Origin of the sequence: Massilistercora timonensis (assembly GCF_048354975.1) — a bacterium.
Lineage (GTDB): Bacteria > Bacillota > Clostridia > Lachnospirales > Lachnospiraceae > Massilistercora > Massilistercora timonensis.
Map to the genome: position 1 here is coordinate 1 of NZ_DBGCJQ010000059.1, position 20,657 is coordinate 20,657.

General features: G+C 52.7%; 22 protein-coding genes. 3 read left to right on the top strand and 19 right to left on the bottom strand.

What is annotated here, in order from left to right; genetic code table 11:
* The 5 genes from ACML7B_RS05020 to rimP form a co-directional block, all read right to left on the bottom strand.
* The coding region (locus ACML7B_RS05020) for a translation initiation factor IF-2 N-terminal domain-containing protein (protein WP_418539527.1) at positions 1 to 1,039 on the bottom strand (1,039 nt) is incomplete at its 3' end.
* 14 nt (positions 1,040 to 1,053) lie between these two features.
* On the bottom strand, positions 1,054 to 1,377 hold the full coding sequence (locus tag ACML7B_RS05025) for a L7Ae/L30e/S12e/Gadd45 family ribosomal protein (protein WP_106788485.1): 324 nt from the start codon (positions 1,375 to 1,377) through the stop codon (positions 1,054 to 1,056).
* Entirely contained in the window at positions 1,364 to 1,642 is a 279-nt protein-coding gene (gene rnpM, locus ACML7B_RS05030) for an RNase P modulator RnpM (RefSeq protein WP_165697942.1), read from the bottom strand. Before rnpM ends, ACML7B_RS05025 begins: the two co-directional genes overlap by 14 nt.
* A gap of 9 nt (positions 1,643 to 1,651) precedes the next feature.
* On the bottom strand, positions 1,652 to 2,854 hold the full coding sequence (nusA, locus tag ACML7B_RS05035) for a transcription termination factor NusA (protein ID WP_346708574.1): 1,203 nt from the start codon (positions 2,852 to 2,854) through the stop codon (positions 1,652 to 1,654).
* 19 nt (positions 2,855 to 2,873) lie between these two features.
* Entirely contained in the window at positions 2,874 to 3,341 is a 468-nt protein-coding gene (gene rimP, locus ACML7B_RS05040; protein ID WP_106788488.1) for a ribosome maturation factor RimP, read from the bottom strand.
* A gap of 366 nt (positions 3,342 to 3,707) precedes the next feature.
* Between rimP and ACML7B_RS05045 the strand changes: the two genes are divergently transcribed.
* Both ACML7B_RS05045 and ACML7B_RS05050 read left to right on the top strand, forming a co-directional pair.
* Positions 3,708 to 4,559, top strand: a complete 852-nt coding sequence (locus ACML7B_RS05045) for a hypothetical protein (RefSeq protein ID WP_418539530.1) — start codon at positions 3,708 to 3,710, stop codon at positions 4,557 to 4,559.
* 85 nt (positions 4,560 to 4,644) lie between these two features.
* The gene (locus ACML7B_RS05050; RefSeq protein ID WP_418539531.1) at positions 4,645 to 5,238 is read left to right on the top strand and encodes a helix-turn-helix domain-containing protein; all 594 of its coding nucleotides are present in this window, start codon (positions 4,645 to 4,647) and stop codon (positions 5,236 to 5,238) included.
* A 65-nt stretch (positions 5,239 to 5,303) separates the two neighbouring features.
* Here ACML7B_RS05050 and nudC read toward each other — a convergent pair whose 3' ends face one another.
* The 5 genes from nudC to gpr form a co-directional block, all read right to left on the bottom strand.
* Complete coding sequence (gene nudC, locus ACML7B_RS05055; protein WP_418539532.1) at positions 5,304 to 6,176, bottom strand: NAD(+) diphosphatase; 873 nt, start codon at positions 6,174 to 6,176, stop codon at positions 5,304 to 5,306.
* A 4-nt stretch (positions 6,177 to 6,180) separates the two neighbouring features.
* A complete protein-coding gene (locus ACML7B_RS05060) occupies positions 6,181 to 8,418 on the bottom strand; it encodes a DNA gyrase/topoisomerase IV subunit A (protein WP_418539533.1) in 2,238 nt (745 codons plus the stop codon).
* A 15-nt stretch (positions 8,419 to 8,433) separates the two neighbouring features.
* A complete protein-coding gene (locus ACML7B_RS05065; protein WP_346708579.1) occupies positions 8,434 to 10,356 on the bottom strand; it encodes a DNA gyrase subunit B in 1,923 nt (640 codons plus the stop codon).
* A gap of 76 nt (positions 10,357 to 10,432) precedes the next feature.
* Positions 10,433 to 11,581, bottom strand: coding sequence for a stage II sporulation protein P (spoIIP, locus tag ACML7B_RS05070; RefSeq protein WP_418539535.1), 1,149 nt, complete (start codon positions 11,579 to 11,581; stop codon positions 10,433 to 10,435).
* A gap of 124 nt (positions 11,582 to 11,705) precedes the next feature.
* Positions 11,706 to 12,677, bottom strand: coding sequence for a GPR endopeptidase (gpr, locus tag ACML7B_RS05075; protein ID WP_418539537.1), 972 nt, complete (start codon positions 12,675 to 12,677; stop codon positions 11,706 to 11,708).
* A 230-nt stretch (positions 12,678 to 12,907) separates the two neighbouring features.
* Here gpr and rpsT point away from each other — a divergent pair, with 230 nt between their 5' ends.
* The gene (gene rpsT / locus ACML7B_RS05080) at positions 12,908 to 13,171 is read left to right on the top strand and encodes a 30S ribosomal protein S20 (RefSeq protein WP_106788498.1); all 264 of its coding nucleotides are present in this window, start codon (positions 12,908 to 12,910) and stop codon (positions 13,169 to 13,171) included.
* Positions 13,172 to 13,335: 164 nt separating this feature from the next.
* On the opposite strand, the gene ACML7B_RS05085 is transcribed toward rpsT, so the two are convergent.
* The 9 genes from ACML7B_RS05085 to ACML7B_RS05125 all read right to left on the bottom strand — a co-directional run.
* On the bottom strand, positions 13,336 to 13,980 hold the full coding sequence (locus tag ACML7B_RS05085; protein ID WP_106788500.1) for an orotate phosphoribosyltransferase: 645 nt from the start codon (positions 13,978 to 13,980) through the stop codon (positions 13,336 to 13,338).
* Between the two features lie 206 nt (positions 13,981 to 14,186).
* On the bottom strand, positions 14,187 to 15,206 hold the full coding sequence (gene ilvC / locus ACML7B_RS05090; protein ID WP_418539539.1) for a ketol-acid reductoisomerase: 1,020 nt from the start codon (positions 15,204 to 15,206) through the stop codon (positions 14,187 to 14,189).
* A gap of 75 nt (positions 15,207 to 15,281) precedes the next feature.
* On the bottom strand, positions 15,282 to 15,803 hold the full coding sequence (gene ilvN, locus ACML7B_RS05095) for an acetolactate synthase small subunit (RefSeq protein WP_106788502.1): 522 nt from the start codon (positions 15,801 to 15,803) through the stop codon (positions 15,282 to 15,284).
* Between the two features lie 111 nt (positions 15,804 to 15,914).
* Positions 15,915 to 16,784 (bottom strand): radical SAM protein, encoded by an 870-nt coding sequence (locus tag ACML7B_RS05100; RefSeq protein WP_418539542.1) that lies wholly within the window; start codon positions 16,782 to 16,784, stop codon positions 15,915 to 15,917.
* A 37-nt stretch (positions 16,785 to 16,821) separates the two neighbouring features.
* Positions 16,822 to 17,535 (bottom strand): hypothetical protein, encoded by a 714-nt coding sequence (locus ACML7B_RS05105; protein WP_418539544.1) that lies wholly within the window; start codon positions 17,533 to 17,535, stop codon positions 16,822 to 16,824.
* Positions 17,532 to 18,404 (bottom strand): DegV family protein, encoded by an 873-nt coding sequence (locus ACML7B_RS05110; RefSeq protein WP_418539545.1) that lies wholly within the window; start codon positions 18,402 to 18,404, stop codon positions 17,532 to 17,534. Before ACML7B_RS05110 ends, ACML7B_RS05105 begins: the two co-directional genes overlap by 4 nt.
* Before the next feature lie 24 nt (positions 18,405 to 18,428).
* Positions 18,429 to 18,740 (bottom strand): YolD-like family protein, encoded by a 312-nt coding sequence (locus ACML7B_RS05115; protein ID WP_418539547.1) that lies wholly within the window; start codon positions 18,738 to 18,740, stop codon positions 18,429 to 18,431.
* Between the two features lies 1 nt (position 18,741).
* Positions 18,742 to 20,031 (bottom strand): DNA repair protein, encoded by a 1,290-nt coding sequence (locus ACML7B_RS05120; RefSeq protein ID WP_418539549.1) that lies wholly within the window; start codon positions 20,029 to 20,031, stop codon positions 18,742 to 18,744.
* A gap of 241 nt (positions 20,032 to 20,272) precedes the next feature.
* On the bottom strand, positions 20,273 to 20,657 hold a 385-nt coding region (locus ACML7B_RS05125; protein ID WP_418539551.1), incomplete at its 5' end, for a GGGtGRT protein.

The following is a 20,657-nucleotide window of genomic DNA, read 5'->3' on the forward strand; positions in this document are numbered from 1 at the left end:
GCTGAGGCTTCTGAAGTTGCGGCTTATTCTCCGTCTTCTGCTTCTTGCCCTTTGGCTTTCTGTCCTCTTCCTCATGGCGGTAATCTTTCTTCTTATGATCGTCCTTCCCTTTGCCTTTACCTCTCTGGGGCTTCTGAGAGGGAGTCTCCGGAGCCGGGATACTGCTGCCCTGGTTCCTTCTGCCCTCCGGGCGGCCGCCGGGACGGCCGTCTCTTCTCTCCCCGTCTCTTCTGGGAGCGCGGTCCTCTCTTCTGTCGCTCTCTCTTCTTGGGCCTCTGTCATCTCTGCGCTGACCTTTCTCCCCGTCTCTTCTGGGAGCACGGTCCTCTCTTCTTGGCGCGCGGTCGTCTCTTCTTTCGTTTCTTTCGCTTCTCTCCCCGTCTCTTCTTGGCTCCGGACGGTTTGCCTGCCCAGCATGAGCCGCCTGTTCCGTACGGGCTGCCTGCTCCGGACGGGCCGCCTGCTCTCTGCGCGCCGGCTGCTCCTGCTGCGGTCTTGCCGCCGCCTGAGGCTTCACCTGCTGCTCTTTTGCTGCCGGAGCCGCCTCCGTCTGAGGCGCTTCCTTCTTGCCCAACGCCCGCTCAAAGGCCTGGGCTACCGAACGGCCGGATCTGGCCGCGCCCGCCTGAGGTCTTTCCTCTCCCGGGCGTCCAGGACCGCCGGGCCGTCTGGCCGGACGTCCGTTATTCACCTGCATCGGCCTGCCCTGGGACATTCCCCCGTGGCCGCCGCCTGCCGGACGTCTTCCCTGGCGTCCGCCGTTCTGAGTGTTCTGAGGACGGAAGACATGCACGATGTTCTTCTTCTTCGGGGCCTCGCCTGCCGGCTTCTCCGCCGGTTTCTCCGCAGGCTTTTCCGCCGGTTTCTCTGCCGGCTTGCTGCCGCCGGCGAAAGAATCCCGCACCATCTTGACCTCCGGCTCCTCCAGGGAACTCATGTGGCTTTTTACTTCTATCTGCTTGCCCCCAAGGAACTCGATCAGTTCCTTGCTGGGGATATCCAGCTCTTTCGCTAACTCATATACTTTCATCTTCGACATACACACTACCTCCATTATGCAATTGTATTCTCTTCTGTGTCCAAATGTTTCCTGATTCCTTTTGCAAACCCCTCATCCGTGACTGCAAGGGATGCACGGAACTCTTTTCCCATTGCATGTCCCAAGGTATCTTTATCTTTGTAAAAATAGATTGGCACTTTATAAAAACTGCACATATTCCGAAATCTCTTCTTCGTATTCTCCGAGGCGTCCCCGGCTACGATCACCAACGCGGCCCGGCCGGATTTCACCTCTTTTTCTGTGCAGAACTCTCCACTTGCCACTTTCCCGGCCTTTGTCGCAAGGCCAAGCAAAGACAACGCCTTATTCTGACTCAAGAAGCTCCATCTCCTTTTCCAGGGATTCATACACCTCCGGCGGGATCGCCTGCCCGAAAGAGCGCTCCAGGCCCTTGCACTTCCTGGCTTTCTCCAGACATTCCCGGCTGGGGCAAAGATAAGCCCCCCGGCCGTTCTTCCTTCCGGTGGCGTCCAGCATAAATTCCTGGTCCGCCGTGCGGATGACCCGGATCATCTCCTTTTTGCTGTGCATTTCCTGACAGCCCACGCATTTCCGCAGAGGTATCTTTTTATTCTTGTTCAAATGATCACCTTATTCCTTTTCTGCCTCCGGCTCCTCTTCGTAAGCAGCCCCGGCATCGTAGTCCTCAGCGTAGTCTTCGTAGCCTTCCTCATAGGCCTCGTCATAACCGTCCTCGTACATTTCTTCCTCGAAGACGCCTTCGCTCATTTCCATATAGTTCTCCGGCAGTTCTCCGGATTCAATGGCCTGTGTCTCACTCTTGATGTCGATCTTATATCCGGTCAGCCGCGCCGCAAGTCTGGCGTTCTGGCCTTCCTTGCCGATGGCAAGGGACAGCTGATAGTCCGGCACGATCACGCTGGCCGTCTTCTCATCCGGGTCCGCCATAACAGAGATGACCTTCGCCGGGCTCAGCGCATTCTCGATCAGGATGGCCGGGTTATCGCTCCAGTTGATGATGTCGATCTTCTCGCCCCGCAGTTCGCTGACGATGGCATTGACTCTCGCGCCGTTCATTCCTACGCAGGCTCCCACCGGATCTACATCCGGATCATTGGACCACACTGCGATCTTGGTCCTGCTGCCCGCCTCTCTGGCAATACTCTTAATCTCCACGATCCCGTCTCTGACTTCAGTGACCTCAGACTCAAACAGCCGCTTCACCAGCTCCGGATGAGTCCGGGATACCAGGATCTTGGGACCCTTGGTGGTATTCTTGACCTCTACCACATACAGCTTGATCCGCTCGGTGGGCTTGAACACCTCTCCTTTCACCTGCTCGTTCTCGGTCAGCATGGCGTCCGCCTTGCCCAGGTTGATACTGATATTTCTTCCCACATACCGCTGTACGATACCGGTGACAATGTCTTTTTCTTTCTCAAAATACTGATCGTAGATCACTTTGCGCTCTTCCTCGCGGATCTTCTGCAGGATCAGGTTCTTGGCGTTCTGCGTAGCGATCCGCCCAAAGGATTTGGACTCGATAGGGATCCGCACGATATCGCCAAGTCCCAGCTTGCTGTCGATCTCCTGAGCATCTTCCAGGCTGATCTGCTCCAGCGTATCCTCAACTTCCTCCACAACCTCTTTCTCCGCGTAAAGCTGATAATCACAGGTCTCCCGATCCATGGTCAGCTTAATGTTGTCCGCCTTGCCAAAATGATTCTTGCAGGCATTCAGAAGGGAATTCTCAATGGCATCCAGCAAGGTTTCCTTACTGATGTCCTTCTCCTTCTCCAACAGGTTCAATGCTTCCAGTAATTCTGTGTTCATTCTTTCTTTCCTCCTTAATCTAGAAATCAAATGCCAGACGGATCAAAGCGATGTCGTCTTTGTCAAATGTCTTCTCTGTCTCATCCGCAAGTGTGATGGTTACTGTATTTTCATCGTAATCCTTCAGGATCCCGGTAAATTCCTTCTGCTTATCGATCATCCGGTAGGTCCGGATCTCCACCTCTTCTCCCAGGCTCCGTCTGAAATCCTTCTCCTTCTTCAGCGGCCGGCCAAGTCCCGGGGAGCTGACCTCCATGATATAAGCGTCCTCGATAAAGTCTTCCTGATCCAAAAGGTCAGAGAGCCGCCGGCTCACCTTCTCACAGTCGTCAATGCTGATCCCGCCGGGTTTGTCAATGTAAGACCTTAAGTACCAGGTACTGCCTTCTTTCACATACTCCACATCCACAAGCTCAAACCCGTATTCCTCTACGATGGGGGTTAAGAGCTGTTCTGTTTTCTGTTCGTAAAGTTCTCTTTTCGACAATGTAAAATTCCTCCTTACCAACAAAGAAGAGTGAACTTTCGTTCACTCTTCTGCCGGATTTCTATGTGACTATAGGGGAGTATAGCACTTTTTCCGTGAGAAATCAAGGGTTTTCGGGAATTTCTTCAGGATTTTCCGCCGTTTATTGAATTTGGGAAACAGCTATGGTAGACTAAGGAAAAGCATATGTGTTTTCTAGATTTCTAATCTCGGTATCAAAAGCGGGATTCTTATTCTTTCAGACTGCGGACCTGGTCTTGCAGCTTCTGTCTCTTCAGAAAATTCATGCTTTATATTCCACATTTTAAGCAGGAGTTTTCTGAAAATCCGGAACTCCTGAGATAATTTCACAAGGAGGTCCGGCGTATGGAGAAAAAAGAAGTCCTCCAATGGCACCCTGCATTTTTTGCCGGGATACAGATTGAACTGGAGGAGGAACGGGAATACCTGTCCTTTGAAAACGAACATCAGCTTGGGACAAAACCTAAAGAGATCGATGTGCTCATCATTAAAAAAGACGGGACACATCCGATCCACAAAAATATTGGAAGAATCTTCCGAGGGCACAACCTGATCGAATATAAGAGTCCGACAGATTCTTTAAATATTGACGATTTTTATAAAGTATACGGCTATGCCTGTTTTTACAAATCTGATTCATCAATGGCAGATGTGATCCCCATAGACGATCTGACAATCACATTTGTCTGCCACCGGCATCCCCGGAATCTAATGGATCATTTGGAGAAAAAACGCAGCTTTCAGATCCAGGAAACAGACTCTGGCATTTTCTACGTGACAGGCGATTTTATTCCTATTCAGATCATTGTGACAAAAAAACTTTCGAAAGAAGAAAATTTATGGCTGGCCAGCCTGACGGATCATCTGGACAGCGAGGCAGAAGCAGAAAAACTGGTCACCGAATACCGGAACCATACAACAAATAAACTCTATCAGTCTGTCATGGATATTATTGTCCGGGCAAACCACAAGCAGTTTGAGGAGGCAGTAAAAATGTGTGAAGCATTAAAAGAATTATTCGAAGATGAATTCCAGGAAAGAGAAAACCGCGGGATCCAGGAAGGAAAATTAGAAGCTCAGACCCGGATCAACAGCCTGATCCTTCGGCTGTCCGAACTTGGCCGCACAGAAGATATTGTAAGATCCGCGAAAGACCCGGCATATCAGGAACAACTCCTGAAGGAACTAAATCTGTAATCCCCCTTCTGTTTTCTGCAGGTAAACGAATCGTCGGTTGCTCCCGGAAGCTGATTGTGTTACCTTAGCAGCAAGGAGGTGGCATATGGACGCAGAAAAATTCGGAGCTTTTATCTCCCAATGCCGAAAAGAAAAACAAATGACCCAGGCAGAACTTGCCGCCAGACTCCAGGTTACGGACAAGGCAGTCAGCCGCTGGGAACGGGGAGTCGGATTCCCGGACATCGGCACCATCGAGCCCCTGGCAGACGCGTTAGACATCAGTGTCGTAGAACTTATGAAGTCTGAGAAAAGTGTGGCCACGGAACTATCAAAAGAAGAAGCGGCCCAAGCCGTCTCAGATACCCTCACGCTTGCCAAAGCCAGGCAGAGACAGGAACGGAAACATATCCGCACCCTCCTCGGAATCCTGGCTGTCCTCTTACTGTTATTCCTGTGGATGGATCACATGCAATGGCAACTGGATACCATCCTCTTCACAGGGATCGGCGTAGTGTTCCCCCTCTTTTGTCTCTCTGGCTCCCTGGTGCTTCTGGGCTATGGGATCCGACGGAAACAAAGGGGACAGCCCTTTGGCCAGACTCTTGCCGCAGGACTTGGACTTTTCCTCCTGTTGATCCTGTTTTTAGGACTGTTCTTCCTGGCGGGCGCCGCCGGGATCGGACCGGTGCCTGCGTAAAATAAAATACCTCACATAACAAAGAAGGGATCCCTTCCGCCATCACTGGCCTGGGATCCCACTTTTTATCTTTCCCTCTGAAGGCATACCTTCCCCTCCTTGAACGCCATCATCATAGCGTTGGTCAGGCTTAAGTCCTCCTCCTTCACCGGCATATCCTCCCGCCGGAACCACTCTGCCATGGCAAGTTCTTCCTGGTCGATGGAGATCTCTCCCTCTCCGTCCAGTTCACAGAAGAATCCCATCAGAAGGGTATCAGAGAAGGACCAGGGCTGACTCTTGAAGTAGGTGATGTTCTTCACCTTCAGTCCCACTTCCTCCATCACTTCCCGGCGCACCGTCTCCTCAATAGGCTCTCCCACCTCGCAAAATCCGGCCAGCAGGGCATAGTCGGTAAAATCCCGCCCCGCGTACTTGGACATCAGGATCTTATCCCCACAGGTGACTCCGATGATCACCGCCGGACAGATCTTGGGAAACTCCATCAAGCCGCAGGAGGGACATTTCATCATCCGCTCCTTCTCATCCTGCACCATGGGCTTTCCGCACCGGCCGCAGAACCGGCGGCTCTCATACCACTGAAAGAGCTGCCAGCCGGTGATCCCGGCAAACCGCAGATATTTGGGCCTGGCGCTCCGGAAGATCCAGGTATTCTCCCAGGCAAACCCCTCCTTCTCCAGACAGTGCCCGTCAAATCCCCGGTGAAGATAAAAATGCATCCCGTCAATAGCAAAGAGATAGACTGCCTTTTCGTAAAGTTTTTCTGTTTCTCCCTCCCAGTAGGCCTGCGCCTCACGGAAGGCAGGAAACCGGATCTCCTCCCCCTGCTTTCTCAAAAGCGCCTGCTTTCCCTGATAACACAGCAGGAAATCCTCCTCTTTTGGCCGCTTTGGATGATAGGCGTTATCATAGCGATACGGGCTGATATCCTGGATCATGGTTCTACCTCGCTTTCGTACCGGTGCCGTCCCGCTTCGCCGCTTTCAGCCGGTTCAGCGTGACCTCCCGGTCTCCGTACTGAACTTTGGTCTCTGTTCCCTCTTCAAAAAGATAAACCTCTTCCAGTTCATCCTTCTTGCGCAGCCGGATCCCCCGCACGCCCACGGCGCCCTTCTTCTTCTCAGACACCTCTTCCGCGCCAAACCGGAGGAAATATCCGTCTTTTGTCCGCAGCACCACCTGCTGGCCGTCGCTGATCACCTGAACGCTCACCACCGCGTCCTCCGGCTGCAGCTTGGTAGCCGCAATGGTCCGCTTGGATACCTGGAACTCAGTTCCCGGCACCTTCTTGATCATACCTGCCCGGGTGGCGAACAGGATCCTGGCAAATCGCATCTGCTCACTGTCGCAGATATAGACGATCTCCTCCTGGGTGCTGTCGTAATTGCTCACATTGTCAATAGGCTGCCCCTTATCCCGGAACTTGCCGTAAGGCAGATCCAGCACCTTCACCTGATGCATCTTTCCGGTGTCGGTAAAGATACAGAGCTTCCCGGTATTCAGGCAGCTGATCACATACCGGTTCTCCCCGTCCGCCGCCTCTTTGTTCCGCTCATAGGTGGCCCGGTCAATGGTCTTGGCATAGCCGAATCGGTCCATCAGGAAGATCACTTCCTGCTCTTCGATCTTCTTCTCCTCAAACACGGCCTCCTCGGCATTCTCAATCTGGGTGCGCCGTTTCCAGGAGAATTCCTTCTTGATCTGATCCAAGTCCGCCATGATCACTTCTGCCATAGAGTCATAATTATTTAAAATGTCCTCATAGCGGGCGATATTTTTCAGCGTCTCCTCATGCTCCTTCATCAGCGCCTCGATCTCCAGGCCGATCAGCCGGTAGAGACGCATCTCCAGGATGGCTGTGGCCTGCCGCTCAGTAAACCGCAGCATGGCCGCCATCTTTTTGGAAATGCCGGACTTGAACTTGATATTGTCGGTCACCCCGTCTGTAAGACAGGCCTTGGCGTCTTTCACCGACTGGCTGCCCCGCAGGATCTCAATGATCAGGTCGATCACGTCACAGGCTTTGATCAGCCCTTCCTGGATCTCCTTTTTGTCCCGCTCCTTGGCAAGAAGCGTCTGATACTTGCGGGTGGCAAGCTCGAACTGGAAATCCACATGGTGCTCGATGATCTTCTTCAAGCCCATAGTCTCCGGGCGTCCGTCCGCCACTGCCAGCATATTTACCCCAAAGGTGTCTTCCAGCCGGGTCTTCTTGTAGAGCATGTTGATGAGATTTTCCGCGTCCGCGCCCTTTTTGAGCTCAATGACGATCCGGATCCCTTCCTTGGAGGACTGGTTGGAAATGTCGGTGATATCGCTGGTCTTCTTGGACTCTACCAGGTTGTAGACATCGTTCAGGAATTTTCCGATCCCTGCCCCGATCATGGTGTAGGGGATCCCCGAGATCACGATCTGGCTCTTGCCCCCCTTTAATTCTTCTACTTCCACCTTGCCCCGCAGCTTCACCTTTCCGGTTCCGGTCTCATAGATATCCAGCAGGTCGTCTTTATTGACCACGATCCCCCCGGTGGGGAAATCCGGCCCCTTGATATATTTCATCAGCTGTCTGGTGCTGATCTCATTGTTCTTCATATAGGCCTTGACCCCGTCGATCACCTCGCCCAGGTTGTGGGTGGGGATGCTGGTGGCCATACCAACCGCGATCCCTTCCGCGCCGTTTACCAGCAGGTTGGGGATCCGCACCGGCAGCACTTCCGGTTCCTTCTCCGTCTCGTCAAAGTTGGGGACAAAATTCACAATGTCCTTATCCAGATCCTGGAGATAGGCTTCCTGGGTGATCTTCGCCAGACGGGCCTCGGTATAACGCATGGCCGCCGCCCCGTCTCCCTCGATGGAGCCAAAGTTGCCATGCCCGTCCACCAGCACGGTGCCCTTCTTGAAATCCTGGGCCATCACCACCAGGGCTTCATAGATGGAACTGTCCCCGTGGGGGTGGTATTTACCCATGGTATCACCCACGATACGGGCACATTTCCGGTAGGGGCGGTCATTTTTAAGCCCCAGCTCATGCATGTCGTAGAGAGTCCGCCGCTGCACCGGCTTTAAGCCGTCCCGGACATCCGGAAGGGCTCGGGCTACAATGACGCTCATGGCATAATCGATATATGATTTCTTCATCACATCCGAATATTCGGTTCTTATGATCTGTGTATTTTCCATGGTCTTCCTTCTCCTTTAGACATCCAGCTGTGCTTCCAGCGCATTTTCATAGATAAAGGTCCGTCTGGGCGGAACTTCAGTACCCATCAGCATCTCGGTCACGCTGGAGGCCATCCTGGCGTCCTCGATCTCCACCAGCTTCAGCACCCGGGTCTCCGGGTTCAGGGTGGTCTCCCACAGCTGCTGGGCGTCCATCTCTCCCAGTCCCTTATACCGCTGCAGGGTAAAGGGGCCGTCATGGGTCTTCCGGTACCGCTCCAGAGCCTGGTCGTCGTAGAGGTACTCTTCCTCCCCTTTCTTTGGCATAGCCTTGTAGAGAGGCGGCATGGCGATATACACATGTCCCTCATAGATCAGCTCCGGCATAAACCGGTAGAACAGAGTCAGGAGCAGAGTGGAAATGTGGGCTCCGTCCACATCCGCATCCGCCATGATGATGATCTTGTCATAGCGCAATTTGCTGATGTCGAAATCGTTGCCGTACCCTTCGGAAAATCCACAGCCAAAGGCATTGATCATGGTCTTGATCTCCGCGTTGGCCAGGATCTTGTCAATGCTGGCCTTCTCCACATTCAGGATCTTGCCCCGGATGGGAAGGATAGCCTGGTACATCCGGTCTCTGGCGGTCTTGGCAGAACCTCCGGCAGAATCTCCCTCCACGATGAAGATCTCGCACCTGGAAGGATCCCGGCTCTCACAGTTGGCAAGCTTGCCGTTGCTGTCAAAAGAATATTTCTGTTTGGTCAGAAGATTGGTCTTGGCCTTCTCCTCGGTCTTGCGGATCTTAGCCGCCTTCTCCGCACAGCCGATCACTTTTTTCAGAGTCTCCAGGTTCCGGTCGAAATACCGCACGATCTCGTCCCCTGCCACTTTGCTCACCGCCCGGGCCGCGTCCGGGTTGTCCAGTTTGGTCTTGGTCTGGCCCTCAAACCGGGGATCCGGATGTTTAATGGACACAATGGCGGTCATGCCGTTTCGCACATCCGCGCCGGTGAAGTTGGCGTCTTTTTCCTTCAGGATCCCAAGTTCCCTGGCATACTGATTGATCACCGTGGTGAAAGTGGTCTTAAACCCGGTGAGATGGGTGCCTCCCTCTCCATTGTAAATGTTATTGCAAAAGCCCAGTACATTTTCATGGAACTCGTTGACGTACTGGAATACCACTTCCACTTCAACGCCTTCTGATTCCCCCTTAAAATAAACCGGCTCGTGGACGGCTTCCTTCTTGGAGTTCAGATCCCGGATAAAGCCCAGGATCCCTTCCGGCTCATGATAGACGATCTTCTCCTTCTCCTCGCCCCGCAGATCCTCGAAGATAATGGTAAGCTCCGGATTCAGATAAGCGGTCTCGTGCATCCGGCTTTTTACTTCCTCCGCCCGGAACCGGGTCTTTTCGAAAATGGTGTCGTCCGGCAGAAAATTGATCTTCGTCCCGGTCTTCTTGGTCTTGCCGATCTTGGGCAGAAGCCCGTCCTCCAGTTCCACCACCGGGACGCCCCGTTCATACCGGTCGTGATGGATATACCCGTCCCGGCTTATCTCCACATCCATATAGGCAGACAGCGCGTTGACCACCGAGGATCCCACTCCGTGGAGACCGCCGCTGGTCTTGTAGACAGAATCATCAAATTTTCCTCCTGCATGGAGAGTGGTATAAACCACCCGCTCCGCAGACACTCCTTTGGCGTGCAGGTCCACCGGCACGCCACGTCCATTGTCGGATACGGTAGCAGATCCGTCCGCTTCCAGGGTCACATGGATCTCGCTGCAGGATCCTGCCAGGTGCTCATCCACGGAATTGTCCACGATCTCATAGATCAGATGGTTCAGGCCCTTGGTGGATACGCTGCCGATATACATGCCCGGCCGCTTGCGCACCGCCTCCAGTCCTTCCAGTATTGCAATGCTGTCCGCATCATATGTATTCTTCTTCGCCATGAACTGTCGTTCCTTTCCGATATTTTCCCATACTGGAGATATCTTAGCACAAAATGTGGTGTTAGGCAAACACATTTTATGAAGTCAGCACAGTATCTAGTGTTTCCGCCAGGATCTCCATGGCGTTTCTCATCTCCTCCACCGTGTTGGTCTGGGCCCCCGCCTCCACCAGCAGGGTCTTTGGCGTTACATGCATGTTGTAGCGGTAGCTCTTAAGATAGATCCGCCTGGTAAATCCCGGATACTTCTGCGCCGCCAGCTGCATCTGGAGGGAGAAGGCCAGATTGTCTTCTATGTAGGGATTCTTCAGATACTCAATGGGACCGTTGGCCTTAGTCCGGCTCATACCATTGAAGAACATGATCTGGGCCGTGGGTTTCCCATTGATCTCCTCCACCAGGTGGGTGGAATCTCCCACGCCGTCCCGGTGCAGGTCGATCACCACTTCGATACTGGGGTTCTCCTTAAGGATCTTCTCAACCTCCGGAAGAGCCAGCTCGTAGGCCCGGCTCCGGTCCAGCTTCCCGTCGATAAGATCGTAGACGCCTTTGTGATGAAGGGTGGGAATCTGATAGGTCTCATTCAGAAGCTGCGCCAGATACTCTCCCACGCCCACAATGGTATCACTTTCTTCCCCTTTCCTGGAATCCGCGAAGGCCTCCTGGGAGTGGGTATGATAGATCAGCACCTTAGGGCCCTCCCCGGACTGGTCGATGGTTAAGTCTTTCCCCAGCAGAGTCTGGGCGTTCAGCTGCTCCGGATCCACCGACGTACTACTGTCCACCGTATAGAAATGCCCCATCAGATAATCAAAATCCTTCAGTTTCTCCAGGGAGATATCCGGTTTCTTTGCTGTCCCGTCTGTCTGAACGGCTTCATCCGCCTTATTCTCATCCCCGGCCTGACGGGACAGGATCATCTCATAGGTCTCCCGGTCCTCCACTGCCACATCCGTTGGCGCCTTCTCTTCTATGTAGCGCTCCAGAGGCATCAGATCCCCTGCCGCCCGAAGGACCCACCGGGAAGGCGTGACCGCCTCCCCGTCCCTGCAGTAGGCAAAACCGGCAAGGTACATCTCCTCTGTCCGGTGTCCAAGAAACCGGTTTATCTCCAGCCGGACCTCCTCCGGCAGACGGATCTTTATATGAAATCCCGCATACAGGATCAAAATCCCAAGGACCAGGACCATCAGCACCTGGCTGACCCTTCTCTGAAACAACTCCAACCACTTCACTCCGCTCAAACGCCTGGCCCCGGAAAATCTCCGGACAGGTTTTCATATTTGTGTCTTAACACTATATGATGTGACTCCCCGGGATATGTGCATGTCCCACAGGGAAAATGCAGGTTCAGGCTTCCTTCGCTTTCCCGGAAAACAGAAGATTCAAAGCTTCCGATAAGGTATAGCTGATCCGTCTGATGGTATCGTCAATATCCTTGGGCGTCACAAACAGCCCGTTCAGATGCGGGGAGATCAGTTCCCGCACCAGGTCATATTTTTCCGCCGCAGTGTAACCCTGCAGTACAACGCCCACCCCCCGCAGCGCTTCCGAGGTCTCCAGCGCCGCGATCAGATTTTCCATGGTGTCGTTGACGATCGTGGCCGCATCCACCACCGTGGGGATCCCAATGGCGATCACCGGAACCCCCACCGTTTCCCGGGTCAGCCCGCCTCTGTGGTTGCCCACCCCGGAACCAGGGCTGATCCCGGTGTCCGAGATCTGGATCGTCCGGTTGAGACGCCGGGAACTTCTGGCCGCCAGGGCGTCCACCGCGATGATCACGTCCGGCTCGGTCTCCGCCACCACCCCGCGGACGATCTCCACGGTCTCCATGCCCGTCTGCCCCATGACTCCCGGCACGATGGCGCTCACCAGGCGCGCCTGCTCCTCGCCCATGGCGTATTTTCCGTACTCTTTCACGATATGCCTGGTGATGTTCAGATTGTCCACCACCAGCGGACCAAGCGCATCCGGCGTCACTTTCCGATTTCCCAGGCCCACCACCAGCACAGAGAGATCCTCCTTGTCACATTTCAGGAAGCCTGCCAGGAACTTTGCCAGTTCCACAGAGATCTCCCTGTGATATTCCTCGTCAGGCACTGCCATCTCCGGCGCCTCCATGGTAATGTAGGTGCCCACCGGCTTGCCCATCGCCTTCGCTCCATTTTCCGTCTCGATCCGGACCCGGGTGATCCGGATCTCCCGCTCCTCATCATAATCCTCCTCCAGTACAACCCCCTGGATCTCCACATGATCTGACTCGAACCGCTCCTTCTGCTCCAGCGCCAGATCCGTCCTGATACTGTATTTCTCGATCATCCCATCAACCTCACTGAACCTTAAGTCTCACTGCCGCCATTTCCGCCTTTTACCCATGGCGCGCAGCGCTGCTGACAACATCAGTTTTTGCAATATTTTGAGAAATATGTATTGACAGAACCTAAACCTTGGAATAAAATAAATTCGTATGTTTCGTTAGAACGTCCGTGTCCGGCTCTAACGAACTGGAAATCGAGAGAATCGAAATATAGATATTGGAGGTGGACGAGTTGGCTAATATCAAATCTGCGAAGAAGAGGATTTTGGTAAACGAAACAAAAGCGGCTAGAAACAAAGCGATCAAATCCAGAGTTAAAACCTCTGTAAAGAAAGTAGAAGCTGCTGTTGCAGAGAAGAACGCCGAGGCGGCAAAAGAAGCGCTGAAGGCAGCGATCGTGGAGATCGACAAAGCTGGAACCAAAGGTGTTTATCACAAGAATACCTGCTCCAGAAAGATTTCCCGCTTAACAAAAGCAGTAAACGGAATCGCTTAAGAGCATAGACAAAAACAGCCATTTACCGTCATGGCTGTTTTTTATTGTTCAATTGAGGACGTAGCCTTTTGTAAAAAGGCTACGTCCTCAATTGACGTTTACGGTGTACCAAAATGACAATTGGGGTGTACCCAAATGCATTTTAGGGTGTACCAAAATGAACTTTATTCCAGTTTTGAATACCCGAAACTATTAACCAAAGCCTCTACTCTGCTGCCTTCTTTGCACATCGGACACTCGTGAGGATCATAAGCGCGATAGTCCGGCACGTCTTTACTGGTAAAAATGGTTTTGATCTCCATACCTGCAATCTTTGTAACTGCGCTGAAGATCGCACAAATCCCACACACAGTCCCGCCATAATATAAAACGGACTCTATCGCCCTGCTGATCGTTTTTCCTGTAGTAACAGATGCAGCCAGGATCAAAACCTGTTGATTCTTCACCATCCTCTGTTTATTATCCCGGAACATGATCTGCCCAAATGTATTGAATTCCGGCGTCACCACGGAAATGTTATTCCCAGCGCTTAAAGACATCCTGTTAGAATCTGCCAGCTGCTCCGCCAGAAACGTCCCGATCACTTCCGTTTCATCCAGACAAACGATCGTATTTACAAATGTATTTGTCAGATACTCAGCCGCCAGTTCTTTTGCGGTTTCTCTTGAATTATTATGTCTCGTTTTTACTGTAGACATATCAATATACGTATTCAAGTGAGAATTACTGGTGGCAAAATGTCCTTTCAAAATCTTGATTCGCGCCTTTGGGTTCTTCGCCGAGCGCAGGTCTTCTAATCTTTCATCCATTTTCATCACTCCTCCCTTGATCTACTTGGCTGTTTCTTGTTTCCGTAAACACTGTTTTTTATATTTTATCATACTACTCATACAAATTCAGTATATTTTTCTGCATTTAGGTACACCCTAAAACGCATTTGGGTACACCCCGAATCGCAATTGAGGACGTAGCCTTTTTGCAAAAGGCTACGTCCTCAATTAAATAAAAATATTCCCTAGTTATTGATCAGCTTATCAGAATCGCTCCAGCTGTAAAGGCTTCTTACTTCTTTGCCCACCTTCTCGGAAGCGTGTTCGCTGGCCAGCTTTCTCATAGCGCGGAAGTGTGCCTGTCCGCCTGCCGGAGACATATCCAGCAGGAACTCTTTTGCGAAAGAGCCGTCCTGGATGTCTGCCAGGATCTTCTTCATGGTCTTGCGGGTCTCCTCGGTGATGATCTTCGGTCCAGTAATATAATCACCGTACTCAGCAGTATTGGAAATAGAGTATCTCATTCCTGCGAAGCCGGACTCATAGATCAGATCTACGATCAGCTTCATCTCATGTACACACTCAAAGTATGCGTTTCTCGGGTCATATCCGGCCTCTACCAGAGTGTCGAAGCCTGCCTGCATCAATGCGCAGACGCCGCCGCACAGAACTGCCTGCTCTCCAAAGAGGTCTGTCTCGGTCTCGGTGCGGAAGGTGGTCTCCAGAACGCCCGCTCTTGCTCCGCCGATGGCCAGTGCATATGCCAGTGCGGTATCCAGCGCTTTGCCTGTGTAATCCTGCTGAACCGCTACCAGACACGGTGTTCCTTTTCCTGCCAGGTACTCGCTTCTTACGGTGTGCCCGGGAGCCTTCGGCGCGATCATGGTAACATCTACATTAGCCGGAGGTAGGATCTGTCCGAAGTGGATGCAGAATCCATGTGCGAACATCAGCATATTTCCTTCTTCCAGGTTCGGCTCGATATCCTTTTTGTAAAGCTCGGTCTGTTTCTCATCATTGATCAGGATCATGATGATATCCGCCTGCTTTGCAGCCTCAGCTGCTGTGTAAACCTTCAGGCCCTGCGCCTCAGCCTTCGCCCAGGATTTACTTCCTTCGTAAAGGCCTACGATCACGTCGCATCCGGACTCTTTCAGGTTCAGCGCATGGGCGTGTCCCTGGCTGCCGTAGCCGATAACCGCGATCTTCTTTCCTTCCAGTAAAGATAAATTACAATCTTCCTGATAATAAATTCTTGCTGCCATTTCAATCATTCCTCCTAAACTTGTGAAATAAATTTTATATAAACAGCGGCAGGGTCCTCCTGTCTCCATTTAATGCTACAGCTTCTTGATATTCCCCTCCTGGTCGATCAGGGTAACGTCCCCGATGCCACGCTTCAGTCCGGTGATGCCGGTCCTGGCAAGCTCCAGGATCTCATAGCCCTCCAGAAGATTTAAGAAGGCGTCCAGCTTGGACTGGGTTCCGGTCAACTCCACGATCAGAGATTCCTTCTCCACGTCTACGATCTTTGCCCGGAAAATGTCCGCCACCGATATGATCTCCGCCCGCTCTGAACGGTCCGCCCGGATCTTCGCCATGATCAGCTCGCGGTATACGGAATCTGCCGGATCCAGAACCTTGATCTCGATCACGTCCTCCAGCTTGCGCACCTGCTTCTCGATCTGGGACAGGATCAGCTCGTCTCCGCTTGCCACAATGGTGATCCTGGTAAATCTTGGATCTGCCGTCACGCCCGCCGTAATACTGTCAATGCTGTATCCTCTCCTGCTGAAAAGCCCGGATATCCGGCTGAGTACGCCGGGGTTATTGTCAACCAACAATGAATAAACTCTTTGCATATGGCACCTCTCTTTCAGATTATTTCAAAAACAGAGTGCGTTCTGTTTTTAAATCATAGCAATATTCCCCCTTTTTGTCAAGAGGAACTCCCTATCTTCTTTTAAAAATTCTCAATCCACAAAGGCAAATACCGGTTCTTTTCCTTCCAGTCCTTTAAGGGCCGCCCTTAGCTTCCCCCGCATCTTCTCCCGGTCCCCGGGGAGTTTCCCACGGACCCGCACTTCCAGGAAATCATGAAACCCGTCGTATTCCCCATAGGGAAGCTCCAGAAGCTCCAGCAGCCGGTCTTCTTCCTCCAGATTCTCCCGCTCCGGGGCCGGTATGAAACTTCCCTCCCGGATCTTCTCATACAATGGAGAGCTTCTGTGAAGAAACAGGGAGAAATTCACGATCCGCTCCGGCCCGGTCCGGTTGAAGAACTCTGCCGTCGCCTCTGCATTTTCCCTTCCCCGGCCCTGCCCGGCGATCCCGGTCATCATATGGGCGTCATAGACAAGCCCTGCCGCTTTCAGCCGTCCGATGGCGTCATAGGCCTGAGAAAGGGTGTGATCCTTCTTCATGAACCGAAGCACGTCATCCAGCCCGGTCTCAATCCCCAGATACAAATGCCGGACTCCTTCCTGGAACAGCTTCTCAAGCTCCTTATCTGATTTCTTTTGTATTCCCGTCACCGTGGCGTCCATATTGACAGTCCTGCACTCGGGAAAATACCGGTGGATCAGGTCCAGGATCTCCAGCAGACGCTCTGTCTCAAGATCAAAGGCATTGCCGTCTCCCAGGAAGATCTTCTCCGGCCTGCCGCCTGCTGCCTGCACCCTCTGCAGTTCTCCCTCGATCTGTTCCAGAGGAAGGATGCGGAACCGCAGATATTTGAACAGCATGCAGAACCGGCACTGGTTGTAGGAGCAGCCCACCATCACCGGCAGCATGAAAGACGCCCGCTCCATGGGCGCTCTGCAGATCTGACCTTCGTATTCCATCCCATCCTTCTCCTTCCTGCCAAAACTCCTTTTCCTGTTATCCCTGCATTCTCTGTAAAGAAGAGAGCAAAGCCTCATAGTTTTCTACAGATGCCGGAACAAACACCTTCTTCGTAAACTCTTCTCCGCCTGCTCTTTGAACCAGACAGGAAACCTCACATCCTCCCGCCCTTTCCCGCAGTTTTCTCACCTGTGTCACTTCATTCCCATAATCTTTCGCGCCTCCGGAAGCCATTACTCTCTCCACCGCCCGGTTCCGGCGGATCTCCCGCAGCGCTTTGGCCGTTTTCCAGACATCTTCCAGATATGCCAAAGGATTCCCTCCATGGTAGCCTCCTATGGGGCCTGCCTCTGTAAACTTCTGGAAAGCGGGCATTGTATAATCAAACAGATAAATCCTTCCCCACTCGTCTCTTACAAAGACACAGAGCAATCCCTGGCTTCGGATCCCAATCTGATGTGCGCAGACCACAAGAGCCACAGTGATCCCCACCACCGCCCCAAGCAGAAATCCCGCCCGGGTCTGAACCGGCAGATAAATACTGATTATGCTCAGACCGATGACCAACAGGAACGCGGTCAAAAAAACCGCTGCCAGACAGAAAAACCGCAGCCGCACAAAACGGTCCGCTCCAGCCTCCTCCTGTTCCCACACATAGAACCCGGTGCTTCCATAGATATCTCTCGGTCTATAAGAAGCATACGGATCTTTCGGTCTTTGTCTCCTGCCATATTCCGTCAATCTCATCATTTTACTTTCTTTCCGTAAAATACCAGTCCCACTACCCCAGGACCTGCATGGGTCCCAATGCTGGGGCTTACGTCATTGATCACCACATTCGTAAACCCAAGCTCTTCCACCTGGCCTGCCACCAGCTTTGCATCCTCCAGGCAGTCTCCATGGATCACGGCCACCGTCCGGTCCTTCCCAAACCGCTCCAGATCCAGGGATTCCTCCATCTTTGTCACCAGAGTCTTCAGGGCTTTCTTCCTTCCCCGCACAGTGCCTGCGGATTCCAGCTTTCCTTCCGCCGTCACCGTGAGAAGCGGCTTGATGTTGATCATGCTTCCCACCACTGCCGTAGTTTTGGAAACTCTTCCGCCCCGCTGCAGATGGTGCAGGTCGTCCACGGTAAACCATACATTTACATGGTCCCTTTCTTCCTCCAGCACTTTCAGCACTTCCTCCATCCCTTTTCCTTCCCGGCGAAGGAACGCCGCCCGCATCACGGACACGCCCTCTCCCAGAGATGCGTTCAGGGAATCAAACACCCGGATCTTCCGGTCCGGATATTCTTCTGCCAGGTCTCTTGCCACCACCTGCACATTGCCGCAGCTTCCGCTGAGGGCGCTGGAAAATGCTACATGAAGGATGTCTTTGCCTTCCTTTAGGATCTTCTCAAATTTCTCCCGGATCACCTCCGGATTATTGGCCATAGACTTGGGCAGCTCGCCCTTGCGCATGGTCTCGTAAAATTCCCTAGGCTCCATATTCAGCTCATCCCCGTACACCGTCTCTCCAAACATATAATACTGGGGGATCACAGGGATCTCATACTCTCTCAAAAATTCTACCGGAACATCGGAATTCGAGTCCGTAGTCAGCACATACTCTGCCATTTGCTTCTCCTCCTTTTTTCTCTGCTACTCATTATAGCTCACATCATAGAGATCATCAAATGGAATCTTTGTATTCACGATCTTCAGCACCCTGGCCGTCCGGTCGATCCTGGAGACCATCCCGGTCACTTTCAGGTATTCTCCCTCCCGGAAATAAACCGCCGTCACCACATCCTGAACACGGATCTGCCGCAGCCTCCGATCCAGCCGCTCCTGGTAATCTTCAGAAAATTCCACTTTTGGCACTACAATCTTCTCTTTCCTTCGAAGGGCCGCTGGATAACCCTTCAGCGCCGCAAAGGGGAGGAACTGCTTGGCCCGCTCTTCTCTGCTCATCTTAACTCTCTCCACTTTTATGTCCTCCAATCTGCAGATTTCTCTCCCTCGTAGTTGCCCCCTTCTGCAGGTTCATTCCTTTCAGGACCGCATTTTTCCCGTATTTATCCTTAATATCCAGCACCGCTTTCTGCAGCCGCCTCTCCCGTTCTTCCTCCATGGGATCGGAGAACAGGTCATACTGGCGATAGGCCTCATCCCTCACCCGGCAGCAGGTCAGCGTCATCCGCCGCACCGGAAGCCTCTGATCCACTATCCTTTCATAGAGCGCCTCTGCGGCTGCCACCAGCCGTGTCCCGGAACTGGTGGCCGTCTCAAGAGAAACCGTCCCGTGGGCCGGCTTCTCCCCCAGCCGGTTGGAGTAACCCACATGAAGAGTCAGTCCGTCTGTGACCAGATCCTTCTCCACCAGTTCCAGGCTCAGAAGGTCTGCCATCTCCTTTACCACCAGCTTCCCCTCCTGGAAATCATAATCCCTGGGAAGCACCTGGCCGCTGCCCACAGAATTGGTCCTGGGCGTGTAAGCTTTGATATCCCCGATGGTCACCGGCTCCCTTCCCCAGGCATGATCGATGAGAAGCTCTGCGTCAACCCCAAAGAGATGGTACAAAAGATCCTCCTCTGCCTGCGCCACTTCCTTCATGGTCCGGATCCCCACAGATTCCAGCCGCGCGGCAATCCCTTTTCCCACCCGCCAGAAGTCGGTCAACGGGCGGTGCTCCCAGAGAGTCTCCCGATAGAACTCTTCTGTCAGTTCTCCGATGTGATCCTCCACGTGCTTGGCTGTGATATCCAGCGCGATCTTGGCAAGATACAGGTTGGTCCCGATCCCTGCCGCAGCCGTGATCCCCGTCGTCCTATACACATCCTCCATCATCCTCCCCGCCAACTCCTTGGCAGTCATCCGGTACATGGACAGATAATCCGTCACATCCAGGAAGACCTCATCAATGGAATACACATGGATATCCTCCCTGGACACATACTTCAGATAGACAGCATAGATTTCCGCAGAGACATCAATGTACAGCTTCATCCGGGGCGGGGCGATCACATATTCGATCCCCTTGGGGATCTCAAACAGCCGGCAGCGCCCCGGCACCCCAAGGGCCTTCATGGCAGGCGATACCGCAAGGCAGATGGTCTTCTCCGTGCGCTCCGGATCCGCCACCACCAGATTTGCCGTCATGGGATCCAGCCCCCGCTCCCGGCATTCTACGGAAGCGTAAAAGGATTTCAGGTCGATACAGAGATAACTTCTCTCCAAATCATCACCTCCAAAATAGAACATATGTTCTATTTCTATATCCTATCACAGATCTGATTTCTATTCAATGCCTGAGCTGAAACTTCCTGAAATTGTTAAAATCCCTCATGCTTTTTCACATGAGGGATTCATCCACTCCGGGATACTGAGAGTCTTTTTAACCAATTTCAAACAGATAAAAATTATATGGCAGCAATCCGGGCAAAACCTGAATTACTGCCATACTATACAGAATTAATTCCATTCAGAAATGGATCCGTTCTTCCTAGAACTTCCCAGCTTTCGCTGCTTCCTCAATGGAAACCGCAACAGCTACCGTCATACCAACCATCGGGTTGTTGCCGGCGCCAATAAGGCCCATCATCTCTACATGAGCCGGTACAGAAGAAGATCCTGCGAACTGCGCATCAGAGTGCATACGTCCCATGGTATCGGTCATACCGTAGGAAGCCGGTCCTGCCGCCATGTTGTCCGGGTGAAGGGTACGTCCGGTACCACCGCCGGAAGCAACGGAGAAGTACTTCTTTCCTGCCTCTACACATTCCTTCTTATAGGTTCCTGCAACCGGATGCTGGAAACGGGTGGGGTTGGTGGAGTTTCCGGTGATGGAAACGTCTACGCCCTCTTTCCACATGATGGCAACGCCCTCG

Excerpts from the sequence above, each read along its gene's own strand:
- gpr (WP_418539537.1), bottom strand. The coding sequence starts at position 12,677 with ATGATCGAGAAATACAGTATCAGGACGGATCTGGCGCTGGAGCAGAAG.
- ACML7B_RS05105 (WP_418539544.1), bottom strand. The coding sequence starts at position 17,535 with ATGATGAGATTGACGGAATATGGCAGGAGACAAAGACCGAAAGATCCG.
- ACML7B_RS05100 (WP_418539542.1), bottom strand. The coding sequence starts at position 16,784 with ATGGAATACGAAGGTCAGATCTGCAGAGCGCCCATGGAGCGGGCGTCT.
- nusA (WP_346708574.1), bottom strand. The coding sequence starts at position 2,854 with ATGAACACAGAATTACTGGAAGCATTGAACCTGTTGGAGAAGGAGAAG.
- ilvC (WP_418539539.1), bottom strand. The coding sequence starts at position 15,206 with ATGGCAGCAAGAATTTATTATCAGGAAGATTGTAATTTATCTTTACTG.
- ACML7B_RS05120 (WP_418539549.1), bottom strand. The coding sequence starts at position 20,031 with ATGTTCTATTTTGGAGGTGATGATTTGGAGAGAAGTTATCTCTGTATC.
- ACML7B_RS05060 (WP_418539533.1), bottom strand. The coding sequence starts at position 8,418 with ATGGAAAATACACAGATCATAAGAACCGAATATTCGGATGTGATGAAG.
- ilvN (WP_106788502.1), bottom strand. The coding sequence starts at position 15,803 with ATGCAAAGAGTTTATTCATTGTTGGTTGACAATAACCCCGGCGTACTC.
- ACML7B_RS05110 (WP_418539545.1), bottom strand. The coding sequence starts at position 18,404 with ATGGCAGAGTATGTGCTGACTACGGACTCGAATTCCGATGTTCCGGTA.
- ACML7B_RS05050 (WP_418539531.1), top strand. The coding sequence starts at position 4,645 with ATGGACGCAGAAAAATTCGGAGCTTTTATCTCCCAATGCCGAAAAGAA.
- ACML7B_RS05085 (WP_106788500.1), bottom strand. The coding sequence starts at position 13,980 with ATGGATGAAAGATTAGAAGACCTGCGCTCGGCGAAGAACCCAAAGGCG.
- ACML7B_RS05115 (WP_418539547.1), bottom strand. The coding sequence starts at position 18,740 with ATGAGCAGAGAAGAGCGGGCCAAGCAGTTCCTCCCCTTTGCGGCGCTG.
- ACML7B_RS05045 (WP_418539530.1), top strand. The coding sequence starts at position 3,708 with ATGGAGAAAAAAGAAGTCCTCCAATGGCACCCTGCATTTTTTGCCGGG.
- ACML7B_RS05065 (WP_346708579.1), bottom strand. The coding sequence starts at position 10,356 with ATGGCGAAGAAGAATACATATGATGCGGACAGCATTGCAATACTGGAA.
- nudC (WP_418539532.1), bottom strand. The coding sequence starts at position 6,176 with ATGATCCAGGATATCAGCCCGTATCGCTATGATAACGCCTATCATCCA.